19 protein-coding genes and 1 pseudogene are annotated in these 15,780 nt (G+C 55.6%); 14 read left to right on the forward strand and 6 right to left on the reverse strand.

The annotated features are described in order from the left end of the window. Positions 1-359: 359 nt before the first annotated feature. Positions 360-941: a DUF1349 domain-containing protein gene (locus HNQ72_RS24640; protein WP_183996287.1), complete on the forward strand. Its 582-nt coding sequence runs from the start codon at positions 360-362 to the stop codon at positions 939-941. 623 nt (positions 942-1,564) lie between these two features. Here the strand turns inward: HNQ72_RS24640 and HNQ72_RS24645 are convergent. The 5 genes from HNQ72_RS24645 to HNQ72_RS24665 form a co-directional block, all read right to left on the reverse strand. Continuing rightward, complete coding sequence (locus HNQ72_RS24645; RefSeq protein ID WP_183996289.1) at positions 1,565-1,840, reverse strand: hypothetical protein; 276 nt, start codon at positions 1,838-1,840, stop codon at positions 1,565-1,567. 94 nt (positions 1,841-1,934) lie between these two features. After that, complete coding sequence (locus tag HNQ72_RS24650) at positions 1,935-2,315, reverse strand: DUF6481 family protein (RefSeq protein WP_183996291.1); 381 nt, start codon at positions 2,313-2,315, stop codon at positions 1,935-1,937. 32 nt (positions 2,316-2,347) lie between these two features. Beyond that, positions 2,348-2,572 carry a hypothetical protein gene (locus HNQ72_RS24655; protein WP_183996293.1) on the reverse strand — a complete coding sequence of 75 codons (225 nt, stop codon included), beginning with the start codon at positions 2,570-2,572 and terminating at the stop codon, positions 2,348-2,350. A gap of 124 nt (positions 2,573-2,696) precedes the next feature. After that, on the reverse strand, positions 2,697-2,906 hold the full coding sequence (locus HNQ72_RS24660; RefSeq protein ID WP_183996295.1) for a cold-shock protein: 210 nt from the start codon (positions 2,904-2,906) through the stop codon (positions 2,697-2,699). 281 nt (positions 2,907-3,187) lie between these two features. After that, positions 3,188-3,376: a cold-shock protein gene (locus HNQ72_RS24665; protein WP_183996520.1), complete on the reverse strand. Its 189-nt coding sequence runs from the start codon at positions 3,374-3,376 to the stop codon at positions 3,188-3,190. A gap of 247 nt (positions 3,377-3,623) precedes the next feature. Here HNQ72_RS24665 and HNQ72_RS24670 point away from each other — a divergent pair, with 247 nt between their 5' ends. The 13 genes and pseudogenes from HNQ72_RS24670 to HNQ72_RS24725 form a co-directional block, all read left to right on the forward strand. Beyond that, positions 3,624-3,914 (forward strand): hypothetical protein, encoded by a 291-nt coding sequence (locus tag HNQ72_RS24670; protein WP_183996297.1) that lies wholly within the window; start codon positions 3,624-3,626, stop codon positions 3,912-3,914. After that, entirely contained in the window at positions 3,914-4,180 is a 267-nt protein-coding gene (locus HNQ72_RS24675; RefSeq protein WP_183996299.1) for a DUF1488 family protein, read from the forward strand. Before HNQ72_RS24670 ends, HNQ72_RS24675 begins: the two co-directional genes overlap by 1 nt. Before the next feature lie 406 nt (positions 4,181-4,586). Further along, complete coding sequence (locus tag HNQ72_RS24680) at positions 4,587-4,814, forward strand: hypothetical protein (RefSeq protein ID WP_183996301.1); 228 nt, start codon at positions 4,587-4,589, stop codon at positions 4,812-4,814. 474 nt (positions 4,815-5,288) lie between these two features. Next, a complete protein-coding gene (locus tag HNQ72_RS24685) occupies positions 5,289-5,528 on the forward strand; it encodes a DUF4167 domain-containing protein (RefSeq protein ID WP_183996303.1) in 240 nt (79 codons plus the stop codon). Between the two features lie 542 nt (positions 5,529-6,070). Further along, positions 6,071-7,219, forward strand: coding sequence for a glycosyltransferase family 4 protein (locus HNQ72_RS24690; protein ID WP_183996305.1), 1,149 nt, complete (start codon positions 6,071-6,073; stop codon positions 7,217-7,219). Next, positions 7,216-9,399: an amylo-alpha-1,6-glucosidase gene (locus HNQ72_RS24695; RefSeq protein ID WP_183996307.1), complete on the forward strand. Its 2,184-nt coding sequence runs from the start codon at positions 7,216-7,218 to the stop codon at positions 9,397-9,399. The genes HNQ72_RS24690 and HNQ72_RS24695 overlap by 4 nt, the downstream gene beginning before the upstream one ends. A 272-nt stretch (positions 9,400-9,671) precedes the next feature. Then, a complete protein-coding gene (locus HNQ72_RS24700) occupies positions 9,672-9,989 on the forward strand; it encodes a PepSY domain-containing protein (RefSeq protein WP_183996310.1) in 318 nt (105 codons plus the stop codon). 29 nt (positions 9,990-10,018) lie between these two features. Continuing rightward, positions 10,019-10,621, forward strand: a complete 603-nt coding sequence (locus tag HNQ72_RS24705) for a general stress protein (RefSeq protein WP_183996311.1) — start codon at positions 10,019-10,021, stop codon at positions 10,619-10,621. 68 nt (positions 10,622-10,689) lie between these two features. Next, positions 10,690-11,220 (forward strand): YciE/YciF ferroxidase family protein, encoded by a 531-nt coding sequence (locus tag HNQ72_RS24710; RefSeq protein ID WP_183996313.1) that lies wholly within the window; start codon positions 10,690-10,692, stop codon positions 11,218-11,220. Positions 11,221-11,309: 89 nt separating this feature from the next. Continuing rightward, complete coding sequence (locus HNQ72_RS31000) at positions 11,310-11,441, forward strand: hypothetical protein (RefSeq protein WP_280518289.1); 132 nt, start codon at positions 11,310-11,312, stop codon at positions 11,439-11,441. 686 nt (positions 11,442-12,127) lie between these two features. Continuing rightward, positions 12,128-12,847 (forward strand): Crp/Fnr family transcriptional regulator, encoded by a 720-nt coding sequence (locus HNQ72_RS24715; protein ID WP_183996315.1) that lies wholly within the window; start codon positions 12,128-12,130, stop codon positions 12,845-12,847. A gap of 310 nt (positions 12,848-13,157) precedes the next feature. Next, a complete protein-coding gene (locus HNQ72_RS31375; protein WP_373289487.1) occupies positions 13,158-13,415 on the forward strand; it encodes a DUF982 domain-containing protein in 258 nt (85 codons plus the stop codon). A gap of 120 nt (positions 13,416-13,535) precedes the next feature. After that, positions 13,536-14,035: pseudogene (locus HNQ72_RS24725) on the forward strand (helix-turn-helix domain-containing protein); the annotation flags it as partial. Positions 14,036-14,484: 449 nt separating this feature from the next. Here the strand turns inward: HNQ72_RS24725 and HNQ72_RS24730 are convergent. Then, positions 14,485-15,636, reverse strand: a complete 1,152-nt coding sequence (locus HNQ72_RS24730; RefSeq protein WP_183996318.1) for an RHE_PE00001 family protein — start codon at positions 15,634-15,636, stop codon at positions 14,485-14,487. Positions 15,637-15,780: the final 144 nt, after the last annotated feature.

Here is a 15,780-nt window from a genome sequence, read left to right on the forward strand (position 1 = left end):
CAGGCTCAACGACCAGAAGCTTCGGTCATGATCGAAGCGTTCGCGTTGATTCGCCATTGGCGCGATGACGAATGAAGACGCTTAACCGACATCCGAGGTTATGGTCTGGCGTGCCCTCTTCCAAAGTTGCGCAGGCCGACCTACTCAGCCGTCCGCTCTTACGCGAACGGAACAAACTCCCGTCAACACGAGGCCCGCTCTCAAGTCGGTCGCGGCGGCTTGACTGACCGACTCGGCCGCCCAGAGCGTAAGACGCCTTTTCAGAGCTTGCCTGTTGGCAGCAATTGGGCTCTCTAGGAACTAACCGCTTTGCAGGGGATGTGCTGAGCAAGTCCGCTAGTCGTCGTAAGGAGACACCGTTGCAGAGTCTTGAAAATGGACGGTGGCTCAATGAGCCCACAAAAGCAGAAGCGTCGAATACCGAACTTTCCGTAACGACCGACGCCAACACGGACTTTTGGCGAGAGACCCACTATGGCTTTGTGCGCGACAGCGGCCACTTCTACGCATTCCAGGCTCAACGCGATTTCACCGCCCAGGTTCGGATCCAGGCACATTTCAAACATCTTTACGACCAAGCTGGCCTCATGGTCAGGCTCGACGAAAGACGGTGGGTAAAGACCGGGATCGAGTTCTCGGACGGATATGGCTTACTCGGCAGTGTGCTGACTAATGAAACCTCCGACTGGGCAACGGGGCGATATGACGGCGACCCATCAGATTTTTGGATCAGGGTAACAGTCCAGAGCGGCGTTCTGAGAATACAAGCCTCATACGATGGGCAAGCTTGGCCATTGGTCCGCCTCTGCCCATTCCCAAAAGCGGATCATTACCTGGTTGGCCCAATGTGCTGCACTCCAGAACGTGCAGGTTTGGAGGTGAGATTTAGTGAGTGGCAATTGGGGCGGGCTTTGGGCAAAGACCTCCACGATCTGACGTAGCCACCAGAGCGCTCTATACTGAAGCCGAGCGTCTACTTATGTTGCGAAACCGACGATACTTAGCCGAGAATGATGACGGCTCTCAGAAACGGCAAAGGACGGCGTGTGCAGCTGGTGTGGAGGTGGAAAGCCACCGTCCAGCGTGAACGCCAGAGAAGCTTAAGCCATTTGCCCGGCGGGCGCCTTCGCCTTGAATTAGTGCGAACCAAAGGTCCGTTGTTTCTCAGCACCGAGAACAAAGTTTAGCTCGTTCACAAAGTGTTTGGCCATTCCGCACAAAACACTCTCCCGAACTTTTCATCGGATCGTGGATATCGATGGGATAGCGAGCTTCAGGCAGCGTCCGACCGAGACCCCGCCCAGATGCGGCACTGGATTTCATCACGGAGCACACCATCCATCTGCTGTTTACCGCATCCAGATGCCCGGCGAAAACACCGGTCGATTTCTCCCACGCAGTTGCCGAGCGATTTCCACGTGTCGGCATAATCGGCGCATCAGGCCGCCTGACGCCGCCGCATCGAACTGCCTGCTTCAGCGGACCTCTTTGCCAAGCTTCTATGATTTCTCGGCCATTATTCGTCGCCTTAACAACATGCCAGAGAGCCGCGGATAGACTTCAATCATGCGCGATCGTATGTGAAGGATGTTAGAAGCGTGGTTACGAAGCTGCTCGCCCGTTCCTTTACCAGAATCTCTGTCCACTCGGACGTACCTCGAAGCCTCAAATCCGTGTAGATGCTGTCGACGGCAGCCTCTTCTATCCGCTTGACGTGGGCGTTGAATGCAGTCTCCCCACTACCGTGGTACATGTCGCGGATGACCATCCGCAGTATTTCCTGGATCGCGATCTGCCAAGCCGTATTGATGACTTGCAGGTCTTTGGTGTCCGGTTCCATGATCGCGCTCCTGAGTATGTATAATCGAATGACGGGTGCGCTCTGATTAAGAGAGCAGCTGGATCGGCCGGTGGATAATCAGGCATCTTAAGGCCTAGGCCTGCTTCGCCTTGCGGTTGGCGTAGCGACGGTCACGTTCGGCCTTGCGGGCAGCCTCGTCTTCGACCACACGTGAGATACGGGCGTTCTCGGCTGTCATGCGTGCCTCTGTTTCCACCTTCGCTGCCGCCTCGATAGCTGCCTGCTTTTCAGCCACTTCCCTCTCGTGCCGGGTGCTCTCTTCAACCTTGAGACGCTCCCGTTCGACACGACGGGCTTCTCGCGCTTCAACCTGTGAGACGCGCTCCGCTTGCCTGGCGATGCGAAAAGGCTCGGCGGCCGTTTTCGCGGCTCGATAGGCGTCGAGAAGAGCCGCTTTTGCGCCCAGCGCGTCGGACTGTCGGTCGGCGAGTTCTTTATTTCTAAGTTTTTTCAATTGTGCATCCTTACAGTGGTAGACGGCAGTGATCAGCGGAACTTGATGCGCTTGGAAGCAAGCGTTGCGGTTGCAGTCGCTTGGTCAGCATGCTCCTTCGCAAGCCGCGCTTCGCGAAGCCGTAAGGTCTTGGCATCACGCGCCTTCTCGACCGACTGAAGTTCTTCCCGTGCGTTGTTTTTGGAAAAGAACTCGGTCCGGACCATGCCGAAAGCGGTCTCTGCGTCCTGACGAGTTTTGCTGTATTTTTCTGTCATTGTGCACCTCGATATTGGCGATGAGGCCGAAATGAAAAAGGCCAGGCAAACTGCCTGGCCTCAAACTGATAGCGTGCTTCCGGCGATGCCAGTACATCCGTGGTCAAAGGGAAGCAGATATCGATTACGCGGACTGCAGATTGCAGGCCGACATCTTGCCCGACTTCATGTCGCGCTCGAGTTCGAAGCCGATCTTCTGGCCTTCGACGAGCTCGCGCATCCCTGCGCGCTCAACAGCCGAGATGTGTACGAAGGCGTCAGCGCCGCCGTTGTCAGGCTCGATAAAGCCAAAACCTTTGGTGGAATTGAACCATTTTACTGTGCCTGTGGTCATGATGAACCCTTTCAAAGCATAGAGTGAGGAGCCGCGCAGCAGACGCCACGCGGATGAAAACCGACTATTTTTGAAAGAAAAGTTCGCTTAAAGCGCGGTGCCAATCGCGCGGTAGACAAAGCTCGGCAACAAAAGATCGATGACGCAGATCTACCGAGTAAAGAGCGCTGCGTCAACGTTTAGTTTTCAGAATGGCGCATTTACACCTTCAGGTTGCGCGATCTTTATCTCGGTCTCGTCAGTGCCAGTACATCCTTGGTCACGGAGGGACCCAGTTATGATCAGGCGACTTGAAGGTTGCAGGCCGACATTTTGCCCGACTTCACGTCGCGCTCGAGTTCGTAGCCAAGCTTCTGGCCTTCAACAATTTCGCGCATTCCGGCGCGCTCGACGGCCGAGATGTGGACGAACGCGTCAGCGCCGCCATTGTCAGGCTCGATGAAGCCAAAACCTTTGGTGGAGTTGAACAGATTCGAACCGTTGCGCTGACTTAGAAATAACTAAGCATCTGAATTGCGTACGAGTAACTGCCGACTATGATTTGAATTGCGCCGAGCAACCGGGCCTCCTTTTCATTCGCGGTTTCGAGGGCGATCAATTACCACGAGCCAGCCTTGTAATCGAATATATTAGCACGACTTATAGTGCAGCGACGGCTTGTCTTCAGGGCGCTGTCGCCAAGGGCGCAAATCCTTGCCCCAACTAAAGGAGGACAGCATGTCTTCCAATCCACCAGCAGCAGCGCAGATCGACAACGACGGCTTCAAGCTGATCCGGGACGTCTTGAGGACCGCCGGTCTTCGTGGCGTCGAAACCGATGCGAGTTCCGATATGAAGCGCGACGCACTGATCTTTCTCACCTCCGAATTTCGCGACGGGGTCAGGACCAAAGCCAGCCTATTGGACGCGCTCACTCGGCGCAGCCGGTCTTCAACGGTCGGCGCCCGGTTCGGCCGTTTTTCGAAAGAAGATGCCATCGACCGGTGGCGGGACGAAGGTGGGCGTTGATGGGTATCAGGTTTCCGAATGAAGCTCGAAGTTTCGATGACAAGAACCGCTGTGTTCGATTTAGCGGGTACGACGGGATGTTCGAGATCAAATTCTATCTCGCGACTGAAGTACTCGCCTGTGGGAAAGCGCACAGACACGCCAGCGAGAGCGACTACCTGACCTCGTTCGATGCGTTACGACCGAGAATTATAAAAGTGGCCACAAATGCTTACTTGAAAGCGCAATCGAGTTCTATCTCCCTGAGTTTGCGGGATTTCAGTTGAGCAGACTGTCTTCTAAAGGATATGATCATGCGCCAGCCAACCATTCCAGGAACCAGCTCACCCGGCACAGCGAAAATGGTTCTGGTCAGCGACTTCGCAACACGGTTTCGACTTGATCGGGTTGAGGAGAACAGATTGCGGAAGCTTCTCGGACCAATCGCCAGAGAGACAGATCTTCTCAGAAACGCGGGCCGATAGGCGCGGATTGTGATGGATTGGTTTGCCGTTACAGGACGGATCGCATTTTCACTTTGACAGCGGCGACTGCGATGACCTTGCAGGACTTCGTGATTGTCACGTATCGGGCTGGAAATAATTCCAATAAACCGGGCGCCTTGCAAACCATGAAGGCGCGATGCGGATCACGGCTTCACTAGACAGTTCCATCTCAAAACGGATCGCAGCCATGAAGACCACTGTAAAAACGGTTACCATCGATCGACCGTTCCAACTGCCTCGGATGGCCGAACCACATCTGCCAGGGACGTTCGAGCTTCAGATCGATGAGGAACCTCTCGATGTGGTGTGGGAAGGCTATCACCGAACGGTGACGCTTTTCCTGACCTCGGATGGCCTGACCGAGGCATGGCCGGTGTCTGAAGAAAAACTCGCCAAGGCGATGGCGTCGCATTGATTCTGACCCTCTGTTTTGGCCGCCTCGCACGAGACCTTTCGGTCGGCAGACCGAACCCGGCAAGCTGCGCGTCTGGGGTCGCGAACCGTCTCTGAAACTCTGGAAGGCATCCACGCCGTTCAGGTGAATTAATGGGGCGAGGCGTGGACGCCCGGTGCACTCTGCAAACAATACAAGCCGAACCTGGAAGGAAGTATGTCGGGCATTCCGACAGCGCTCTGACGGGCGCTGGCAGTCATTTTCTTAAACTCGTCGCGAATGAGTTAAGCGCAACAGATAATCATCTGCCGTGGGAGTTTAGTGTCGTTGGGCGGCCACAACATTAAGCCGCAATGAGAGCTTAGTCTCTTCAGCTCATGACGCCGCGCCGATGCGGCTGTGTCATTGGCGCGTTCGCCGGCATTCGTGGCACTCAATCATTCTCAGAAATAATTCCGTTTAAGAGGCAAGCCTTGTGAGGCTTGAAGTGTTCTTTTGAATTCATCACACCGAAATTCCCGCCCATCGACAATCAGGCCTGCAAAGGCTCGCCTGACCGCAACCGAAACTCCTAACTGGCAGAGCCTGACCAAGCGATATGAGCAATACCTCGCTCTGGCGCGGGAAACTGCCCAGGCGGGAGACAGAATCGAGGCGGAGAATCTCTATCAGCACGCAGAACACTTCTATCGGACGGCAGCCCTACAGAAAGCGCGTAAGCAACGATTAACGTGAAGTCAGCTGAAACCGGCCCGCAGGACTTTCAAGAAAAAGCTTGGCTACAGGTCCTCACGAGACATCGCAATCCGTATGCTGGCAACGGCATACACGAGGTAATTGTTACAGCTGCCCCTTTCGTCAGCCCCTGGACGCTGACTTAGCTGACGGTTGATTTCGTCTTCTGGTGGGGCATGACTTTGATCATTCCGGCGGCGGGGTTTCTGCTTCGGCTACTTATGATCCACTTGCGACCACTGTGAACTGCGCCTTCTTCGACCGCCGGCGCGTCAATGATTAAACAGGCTAAGTTCTCGGTATCGTCGTTCTCACGGCTTATGACTACGGATTGAGAGCCAAGGATGTTTATGGTGGCCAGAAACGCGAATATTAGGCTGCAAAGGCAGGTATTTCAGCGCACAAGCCTAGTCAAAACCGCCTGTCGCTCCATGTACTGTTTACGCTGTTCTTGTGCATTAGCAACGCCCTCGTGAGCGGATGCTGGCGGTCCTACGAAATATCTTGCTGGACTGGTGCTTAGCACAACAGAGAACGATCCAATGCGTATAGCGCAAGTCGCACCACTAGCGGAATCAGTTCCGCCCAAACTCTATGGCGGCACCGAGCGCGTCGTCTCCTGGCTCACGGAAGAACTTGTCGAGCAGGGTCACGATGTTACCTTGTTTGCCAGCGCAGACTCAGAAACCTCTGCTGAACTCGTGCGGGCCGTGCCTCAGGGCTTGCGCCTGGCGGGCATACGGGATCACACCGCAAGTCTCCTCGTGATGCTGGAAGAGGTTCGCCGCCGGGCTTCGTCATTCGACGTCATCCACTTCCATGTCGATTTGCTTCAGTTTCCCAGCTTTCGAGATTCTTCGACACGGTGTTTGACGACGTTACACGGGAGGCTTGATCTGCCGGATTTTCATCCGGTCTACCGCGCTTTTCCGGAGATGCCGCTGGTCTCCATCTCCAATGATCAGCGTTTGCCGCTGCCAAACGCAAACTGGCTTGCCACCATTCAGCATGGACTTCCACAAGGACCTGCGCCGAAAAATATGCCAAAGCGTGATTATCTCGCCTTTCTGGGCCGAGTAGCGCCTGAGAAACGGCCGGACCGCGCAATCGAAATTGCAAAGCGAACCGGAATTCCGCTGAAGATTGCAGCAAAGGTCGATCCAACGGACCAAGACTACTTCGATCACGTCATTCGTCCGCAGCTCGACCACCCACTGATCGAGTTCATCGGCGAGATCGGTGATCATGAGAAACGTGATTTCCTTGGAAACGCCATTGCCCTTCTCTTCCCAATTGATTGGCCTGAGCCATTCGGATTGGTTATGATCGAGGCAATGAGAGAAGGCACGCCGACCATTGCTTGGCGGCGAGGGTCAGTTCCAGAGGTTATGGATGAGGGTGTCACTGGGTTTATCGTCGAGACGATCGAAGAAGCTGTCACAGCAGTTCATATGTCCATAACTCTTGACCGCACGGCGGTGCGGAAGCGGTTTGAACAGCGGTTCACATCTACCCGGATGGCATCGAACTACGTCGCCGAATACGAACGCCTGTCGAAACCGTCGCCCACTATGTTTCCAAATCACCGTCCACCGGAATATGGTCTTCCGACACCCGTAGGGCCACTGACTGCCGCGACAAATCTTTCCGCTGGCGCTAGCTTGGCTTCTATTTACCGGTCCGTCTCATGACGATGGATAGTGAAGCATCGAAGAATTTAGCGGAGGAGCTCGACACCGCTCGGTACGATCTCGTTGTGGAAACCTCTCTTGTCGGTGAGTCGCTCCAAAACCTGAAGGATGGGGATAGCTTTGTTGTTTTAAACAGCCACGGAGATATTGGCAGCACAAATACCGCAGAAGGGCTATTCTATCGGGATACGAGATTCCTCTCGAAATTAGAGCTTCGCTTTCAGGGGCGTAAGCTTTTGCTGCTCAATTCGTCCAGTCATGATGACAAGGCGGCGCTCTCCGTTGATCTTACAAACCCCGAGATCCAAGATGATTTGGGGACGCTTCCCCGAGAAACGATATTCCTGCAACGCACAAAATTCCTGTTCAAAGGCGTCTTTTACGAGCGGCTCAGCTTACGGAACTTCACGACCTGCGATCGCAAGTTGACGATTGATTATAGGTTCGATGCTGACTTCCGCGACTTGTTCGAAGTCCGCGGCCTAAACCGGGAGAAGCGGGGACACGAGACGTCCCGTATAAGTCCGCCTGACAGAGTTGAGTTTCTGTACACGGGCCTTGATGACGTTGAACGGCAAACCTCGATCGCCTTCGCTCCTGTTCCGAAATTCCTTGAGGCAAACCGGGCAACTTTTGAGCTCGTACTAAGACCGGGCGAGAAGACTTCGATATTTTTGACGGTTGCCTGCATTGAAGGGGAACAGGCGCTTGTGCTGGATTTCTTCCGCGCCTACCGTGCGAGCCGTCGCGCCAGGCGAGCCCAAACACGTGATATTGCGACCGTGGAGAGTTCAAGCGAGCTCTTCAACGAGGTCGCATGTCGTGCAACCTCTGACGTCTATATGCTAACCACCTCAACCTCATTCGGCTCCTATCCATATGCGGGGGTTCCTTGGTTCAGCACGATTTTTGGACGCGACGGAATTCTCACTGCAATGTTCATGCTGTGGATGGATCCCTCAATTGCGCGGGGCGTCCTGCGCACCCTAGCTTTGATGCAGGCCAGTGAAGTGGACCGCTCGTCGGATGCGCAGCCGGGCAAGATCCTTCACGAGATGCGCCGTGGCGAGATGGCCAATCTTGGCGAGGTTCCATTCGGCCGCTACTACGGAAGTGTCGATTCAACGCCTCTTTTTATAATGCTGGCGGGAATGTATCTGGACGCCACGGGCGATTTGGAGACCGTAATCGAGTTGTGGCCCAACATCTGCGCTGCGTTGCGTTGGATGGACGACTATGGAGACCGTGACGGCGACGGTTATGTTGAATATCAAGCCGAGAGCAACGGTAGCCTTAAGAATCAAGGCTGGAAGGACTCCCACGACTCAATCTTCCACGAAGATGGTACCGACGCAGTTGGATCAATCGCTTTGTGCGAGGTTCAGGGCTATGTATTCGCGGCCAAGCGGTTTGCAGCTCAGATGGCTGCACGGCTCGGGCACCACGATATGGCTGCCGAACTAAAAGAAGCAGCTTCAAAACTGCGTCTCCGTTTTGAAGCTGACTTCTGGGACGAGGACCTTGGGACTTACGTTATGGCACTTGACGGGATGAAGCGGCCCTGTCGAGTGCGAAGCTCTAACGCCGGACATGCACTGTTTTCCGGGATCGCTTCGCTAGAACATGCCAAGCGAGTGGCGGCAACACTTTTGAGCAGGGATGGATTTAGCGGTTGGGGGATCCGGACGCTTGCTCAGGGTGAAGCACGATATAATCCTATGTCATACCATAACGGGTCCATATGGCCGCATGACAATGCCGCGATCGCAATCGGCTTTGCGCAATACGACCTTAAGGAGGAGGCGGCGCGCGTGTTCGAAGGTCTTTTTGACGCTGCCAAAGGGCAGGAGATGCGGCGTCTGCCTGAGTTATTTTGTGGCTTTATCCGGAAACCAGGTCGAGGTCCGACGCCATATCCGGTTGCCTGCTCTCCGCAGGCATGGGCCGCTTCAGCCACCTTCGGAATTCTGGGGGCGTGTCTTGGTCTCGAGCAGGCCCACAGTGAGAATGAAATCCGCTTCCGTAGACCGACCATGCCACGATTCTTGGATGAGATTGTCCTGCGGAACGTTAAGATCGGTTCATCTTCAGCCGATTTTCGAATGCATCGGTACGGAAACGACGTGGCAACCAATGTTCTGGATCGAAGGGGAGATGCTAAGATCCACATCGTTAAGTAGCGCGTTGGTAGTGGCATACTTTGGATCGTATTCTACCGGTCAGTGTGGTGCTGCTATCAAATGTAGCGGCAAGCGTGCAATCCTGATCACGGTAGAGCGATAAAAGCTGCCCCCTCCGTGAGGGGGGCGGGCAGCCCTTTGCGCAGACAATGCTGCAAGCTCTGGTCGCGACGGCAAGCACAATTCCCGGTTTATTTCGGAACGAAACTGCTCGGCAGAGGTTAGATGCTCACGGGTCTGTGAATACGGATTCGATACGAGAGGAAACTTCAGTGAAAAACATAATTCTTGCCGCGGCGCTCATCAGCGCGTCCGCTTTGTCTGCGCATTCCCAGACGACACCGGCCGCTAACTCCAGCGGTGACACCCCGGCCGTAGCAACGCCCGATACCAAGAATGCGACCGCACCCGTCGAGGGCGCCAATAGCTTCACCCAGGATCAGGCGAAATCCCGCATTGAGAAGGCAGGCTTCTCCGACGTCAAGAACCTGATGAAGGACGACAAGGGCATCTGGATGGCCACCGGCATGAAGGACGGAAAGTCCGTCAACGTCGCGCTCGACTACCAGGGCAACGTCGTTGCCAAATAATTCAACACATTCAATAGGAGATTTTGATCATGAAACCTGTAACAGGACTCTTCGATGACTATTCCGACGCTAGTGCCGCTGTCAGCGCGCTGGAATCCGCCGGCGTGCCATCCAAGGATATCAGCATTGTTTCCAACAATGTCGACAACCGCCATGCGGACACGTCGAACGCGGCAGAAAGTGCCGGCACGGGCGCTGGTATCGGCGCAGCCGTCGGCGGTGCGGGCGGTCTGCTGGCAGGTCTCGGCCTGATGGCCATTCCCGGTGTAGGCCCCGTTGTGGCGGCAGGTTGGTTGGCGGCAACCGCCGCGGGCGCTGTCGCGGGTGCGGTTGCCGGAGGTGCGACGGGCGGTATCATCGGCGCCATGACGAACTCGGGCGTGTCTGAAGAGGATGCGCATGTCTACGCCGAAGGTGTTCGCCGCGGCGGTTCGCTGGTAACCGCAAAGGTGGACGATGCACTCGCTCCCGACGCCGAGGTAATCCTAGAGCGGTCGAACTGGGTTGATCCGGCTGAGCGCCGCGCGTCCTATAAAGAGCACGGCTGGACCCGGTTTGACGATACGCTCGATCCTTACAAAGCCGACGAAGTCGAAGAGGAACGCGGTCGTTACCGCAACGCTGCACTCTGATCCAGATCGCGCCCCTTACGGGCGCGACATCTAGCATTCGTATAGATTTTCAACCTAAGGATACTCAAATGGCTACCGAAAAGACATTGAACGATCTCTTCCTTGATACGCTCAAGGACATCTATTTCGCCGAGAAGCAGATCCTGAAGGCTCTGCCGAAGATGGCGCGAGCCGCTCAGTCGGAAGAAGGCAAGGCCGGTTTCCTTACGCACCGCGACGAAACCCAGGGCCAGATCGAACGTCTCGAGCAGATCTTTGAACTCATTGGCAAGCCGGCCCGCGGCAAGACCTGCGAAGCCATCCAGGGCATCCTCGCTGAAGGCGAAGAGATCATGGAAGAATACAAGGGCACAGCGGCGCTCGATGCCGGCCTCATCTCTTCGGCTCAGGCCGTCGAGCACTACGAGATCGCTCGCTACGGCACTCTGAAATCCTGGGCCAAGCAGCTCGGCATGAAGGAGGCTGTCACCTTGCTGGACGCAACACTGCAGGAAGAGATCGCCACTGACCAGAAGCTGACGGTCCTCGGTGAAGGGAAAGCCAATGCCAAGCGCGAAGGCTCGTCCAGCGCCAAACCTGCGCTGAAGAAGGCCAGCTAAACTCCCTCCGCAAATGATCAGGCCGCTTTTCGAGGCGGCCTTTTTTGCTTTCGAAGTCGCCGTTTACCCCCTATCCGGGAGCTTGACCCATGGCCAAAAAACCAGCGACTGCGTCGGCAGAGCCGAAGCTTGTCACCCCGGCTATCCGCGATCAGACACGGAAACGTGGTGCGGGTGCCGGCTCAGACTACGTCCGAGCCAACCTCGTCGTTTTGCTCTAGAACCGCTGTGAACCGACGACCCGGCTGTTGCAAGTATTACCCAGCAGGCGGTTCTGAAGCAGCCATGCGTCCATCGCGGGAAGGAGCTCCGTGGGGGTGGTCTCCGACATCTTCAATTACATGCCAAGCCAGTGAGCTTTATTGCGAGATGACTTTTGATCTAGAATTTGGCTTTCAATATTCCGCATCGAAGCGGGTACCGCCGTCTTTACTGTCGAATCGGGCTGGGAACGTTCTCATAACCGCGGCGGAAAGACGGCAAAGCTATTGGTCCGATTTCGGACAGAAGCCCGTTTCCGGCACATCATACAAGTCTCAGCTTTTTTTAGCCTAGCACCTGCAGCGCAATATTAGCATTCACAAATACTCGCGTGAGTTGTTGCGAATGGACAGAGAACAAGAAACAAACAAACGGTGGATTAGGTGTTGTGCGATGTGCTTAACGTCGATTAATCCACGCCGGGCAACCTAGATCACCAACGTGCCGCCTGAACCAAATTTATTCTTTTGGCCGTCACCCTTCAATGTCCGTTATCGGACATTGAAGGGTTAGACCTTGCGTGCCTTTCTCTTCAGTGGACATACATCCGCCACGCTGGGAGCAAACGATGCGAGATCGTTCGTAACTGCGTGGCGCGAACGGCTAGGAGATTATCATTGCTCTTGCCCTCACTGAGGTTGAGAGAATGACCATCGTCCCACAATTAATAATCCGGAACAGACTTCTTTCCTCACTCGAGCCGCATGATTTTGCTCGGCTGGCACCGCACTTGGAAGCAGTGGAGTTGCCAAGGCTCTATGAACTGTCATCTCCTGGGAAGATCACTAATTACTGCTATTTTCTCGATACCGGCATAGGTTCGATCGTTGCTGAAACGAGTGGTGGGCACAAAGCCGAGATAGGTATTTTCGGGCACGAAGGAATGTCACCGACCTCTATCGTGATGCAAGTGCCCACGACACCCTTCGCAGCATTCATGCAGGTTTCGGGACGCGGCTACAGGATACAAAGCATCCAGCTGTCGCACGCAATCGAGGAGAGTTTCAATCTTCGCTCTTTACTGCTGCGATTTGCCCAAGTTATGTCTGTCCAGACATCCTATACGGCACTCTCTAACGCCACTGACAACATCGAGCAGCGTCTCGCCCGCTGGCTCCTGATGTGTGACGACAGATCAAACGGAGAGACGATCGATCTGACCCACGCGTTTCTCTCAGTTATGCTTGCGGTGCGCAGACAAAGTATCACTACATCGCTCCATGTCTTGGAAGGGAAACATCTCATATCATCGGGACGAAATCGTATAAGGGTCCGCGATCGAAAGGGCTTGGAAGGCTTCGCCAGCGGCACGTATGGTCCTGCTGAGGACGAATATCGTAGGCTGATAGGTTCATTCGGCAATTAGAAAGATTTGCCGCAGACATGAACAAGACCTATGGCTCCAAATTCGCAAATGTCCGGTACCGGACAAATATAATAGACGTTTCTAATTTTATGACGTATAAGAACTGGATCGTCAGCAAATCGTTTCAACAGGGCGCTGGCGGCTGAGAGCAACGCTCCCGCCTGCGAAAAACTGGCGGTCCTATGTCATCCAACATAACGAACACCCAATCCGCCTTGATATACCTTATGGTCCAGCTGCGCGGGCTAAAGCGGAACCCGAAAACTGAAAATTCAATACCGGCTCCCGACAAAATTCGTTAGCTTCGGCAATGGGCGAGGTTGTTGCGATATCCTTCTCATTGACGTGGACAAGGCCAGTCTATGTAGGCGAAGCGGATTTGCTTGACACCACAATCACCGGCCCAGCCGACGCGCTCCGATGGATGAACAGTCACTTCAAATCCAAGCACGGGCCAGCTCACTGGCGCGCACGTACTCTTTGTCACCACGCGCTTTTGAAGCAAGTAGACGTTGAATTCGCACGCCAGCCATTCCTGGACGCTTGGCTCGAAGAAAGTAACTTCTAAAGATTGGAAGTCACCAACACGCCCATTTGAATGTGCCGGATCAGCGCCCCTGAGACAGATTTGGTTTAATTGAGAAGAGAGGATTTTAGGCTCATCGTAGCTCCATCGAAGGAAGCGAAGATGAGACAGAAAACCAGGCCGCAGACATCGGCGGCTGAGAAGACGATCAAGGACATTCGCCGCGCGACGCGCAAGCAACATTCTGCGGAAGACAAAATCCGCATCGTGCTGGAAGGGCTGCGTTGCGAAGACAGCATAGCTGCGATCTGCCGCCGTAAGGGGATCCCCGAGAGCCTGTATGATAGCTGATCAAAGGAATTCCTCGAAGCGGGCAAGAAGCGGCTCGCGGGCGATACCGCTCGCTCGGCGACCAGCGACGAGGTCAAGGCGCTGCGCCGTGAAAGCCGCGCCCTGAAAGAGGCGCTGGCTGATCTTACCCTAGAAAACCGCCTACTCAAAAAAAGCATGTTCGCGGATGGGGGCGACGACGAATGAGATATCCCGCCACCTAGAAGCTTGAGATCATCCGGTTGGTCGAGCAATCGCACCTGTCGGCCAGACAAACCCTCGACCGGCTCGGCATTTCAAGGCCGACATTCTATCGCTGGTATGATCGTTTCCTGACCCATGTGTCAATCGGCGCGGAATATTGACCCCTTGGGGGTGCGGACGAAAACTTGGACTCACAGGAGATAGTTCATGTATTCGTACGAAGACCGCATGAGGGCTGTGCAGCTTTATATCAAGCTCGGCAAACGGGCGAATGCCACCATCCGTCAGTTAGGCTAACCGGACCAGTCCTGCAGCTATCCGAATGATCTTGTCGCGCAATCGCGGCTACATCGGCAACCTGCAGCAGCTCGGTCGATGGCGGGAAATTCAGATCCCGGAAGCGTTCGTCCGGTTTCGAAAGAGCTAGCCAGATCAATCAGCTCACTGTTCGATCGCAAGAGCGGCCTCCCCCTTACCAGATTGCCGCTGAGGCAAATGCGGATTGACGTCGGATGGCGGTAATTTAGGGGCCTCCTAAGCGCTTGTAACGAATGCCGCATTGCGTGCGACGGCAACTTCAGAAAGTCCCCCATGCCCGAAACCTCCCCCTCCCCGTCATCTCGCGCAGGCCGAGCTCCGTCACGATCCGCCGCGCCGCCTGCGGCGTGACGTCGAGCGTTTTCGCCACCATCCCGGCCGAGACGAGGGGACGTGCCATGACGAGCTCGACCAGTCCCGGCAGTTTTGAAGACGTTCGCCGTCCTTCGAGCTTTCTGTCCATCATCGTCTTCGCCAGCATCAGCCGGTCATGCTCTTTCATGCCGATCTCGGCGGCCGCCAGCAAACCATGGGCGATGGCGAGCAGCCGGGTTTCGTGGTCACGATGCCGGCGCCGATCGACGGGTATGGTTTTGAGGCCAAGGTTAATGGCAACGAGATGCGCGCCGGTGGTGAGGCCGGCCTGCCGAAGGATCGACGCGGCAAACAGCCGGCCAAGCCACGACGCGTGCTGCAGCACGGACAATTCGTTCCAAGCATCGAGGGCAATGATCGCCCGCGACACCGCTGGCAGATTTTCGGCCTGGCGCAGTACGCCACGCCATTCGTCGAGTCGGGTATCCTCGTCCCATTCCAGATCATAGATCATCGGGTCCTTTTCCGGACGGATGGCCGTCGCGCGGCCGCCGGCTCGGCCGGGACGTGTTGCGTCCGCGATCGCGGCCGACGATCGCGCCAGCGTCGCATCGATGGCGACATAGTCGACGCCCGGCAGATTTTTTTCGCTGTCATCATCATCGTCACCCTCCCCTTCCTGCCCGACCGGGACCGCGGTCCGAGAGACGCCGGCCGGCTTCATCGCCTCTATGCCAACCAGGTTGACGTCCGATGTCTGCCGGAGCGCGCGCAAACCGTCCGGCGATAGTGCCCAGTCCGGCGACTGCCCAGAAATCCGCCGACGGGTGCGCAGCACGTCGTGGGCGATGGTGAGTTCGTGGGTTGGGATGCGGGTATCGCGAAGGGCGTCGTGGAGGACGAGGTCTTCGAGATGGACGAGTTCGCCGTCGATCCACAGCGAGCCGCAGGCATCGGCGAAATTTTGCCGTTCGAGAAAGCCGGCGCCGACCGGCGAACGAGCAATGCGCTCATCGAGACGGGTGAGCGCAATGCCGGCGTCGAAAGCCGGCCGCATCAGGGCTGTCATGCTGATTTTCGCGAGATCGTAAGCCATTGAAATTATGGTAAACGATCTCCTAAGCGAACGCCATATCGATATTGCAGTTCGTCACATCCGACAAAGCTGCCCGCGGTGGCTCACCGCCGATAAGTATCGCTTATCGGAAGTGATTGATCTGGAGTCGCAAATCAGCGAGAA

The sequence above is a fragment of the Aliirhizobium wenxiniae genome, assembly GCF_014201355.1.
Classification (GTDB): domain Bacteria; phylum Pseudomonadota; class Alphaproteobacteria; order Rhizobiales; family Rhizobiaceae; genus Neorhizobium; species Neorhizobium wenxiniae.

Excerpts from the sequence above, each read along its gene's own strand:
- HNQ72_RS24645 (WP_183996289.1), bottom strand. The coding sequence starts at position 1,840 with ATGGAACCGGACACCAAAGACCTGCAAGTCATCAATACGGCTTGGCAG.
- HNQ72_RS24655 (WP_183996293.1), bottom strand. The coding sequence starts at position 2,572 with ATGACAGAAAAATACAGCAAAACTCGTCAGGACGCAGAGACCGCTTTC.
- HNQ72_RS24660 (WP_183996295.1), bottom strand. The coding sequence starts at position 2,906 with ATGACCACAGGCACAGTAAAATGGTTCAATTCCACCAAAGGTTTTGGC.
- HNQ72_RS24670 (WP_183996297.1), top strand. The coding sequence starts at position 3,624 with ATGTCTTCCAATCCACCAGCAGCAGCGCAGATCGACAACGACGGCTTC.
- HNQ72_RS24675 (WP_183996299.1), top strand. The coding sequence starts at position 3,914 with ATGGGTATCAGGTTTCCGAATGAAGCTCGAAGTTTCGATGACAAGAAC.
- HNQ72_RS24680 (WP_183996301.1), top strand. The coding sequence starts at position 4,587 with ATGAAGACCACTGTAAAAACGGTTACCATCGATCGACCGTTCCAACTG.
- HNQ72_RS24690 (WP_183996305.1), top strand. The coding sequence starts at position 6,071 with ATGCGTATAGCGCAAGTCGCACCACTAGCGGAATCAGTTCCGCCCAAA.
- HNQ72_RS24695 (WP_183996307.1), top strand. The coding sequence starts at position 7,216 with ATGACGATGGATAGTGAAGCATCGAAGAATTTAGCGGAGGAGCTCGAC.
- HNQ72_RS24705 (WP_183996311.1), top strand. The coding sequence starts at position 10,019 with ATGAAACCTGTAACAGGACTCTTCGATGACTATTCCGACGCTAGTGCC.
- HNQ72_RS24710 (WP_183996313.1), top strand. The coding sequence starts at position 10,690 with ATGGCTACCGAAAAGACATTGAACGATCTCTTCCTTGATACGCTCAAG.
- HNQ72_RS31000 (WP_280518289.1), top strand. The coding sequence starts at position 11,310 with ATGGCCAAAAAACCAGCGACTGCGTCGGCAGAGCCGAAGCTTGTCACC.
- HNQ72_RS24715 (WP_183996315.1), top strand. The coding sequence starts at position 12,128 with ATGACCATCGTCCCACAATTAATAATCCGGAACAGACTTCTTTCCTCA.
- HNQ72_RS31375 (WP_373289487.1), top strand. The coding sequence starts at position 13,158 with ATGGGCGAGGTTGTTGCGATATCCTTCTCATTGACGTGGACAAGGCCA.
- HNQ72_RS24730 (WP_183996318.1), bottom strand. The coding sequence starts at position 15,636 with ATGGCTTACGATCTCGCGAAAATCAGCATGACAGCCCTGATGCGGCCG.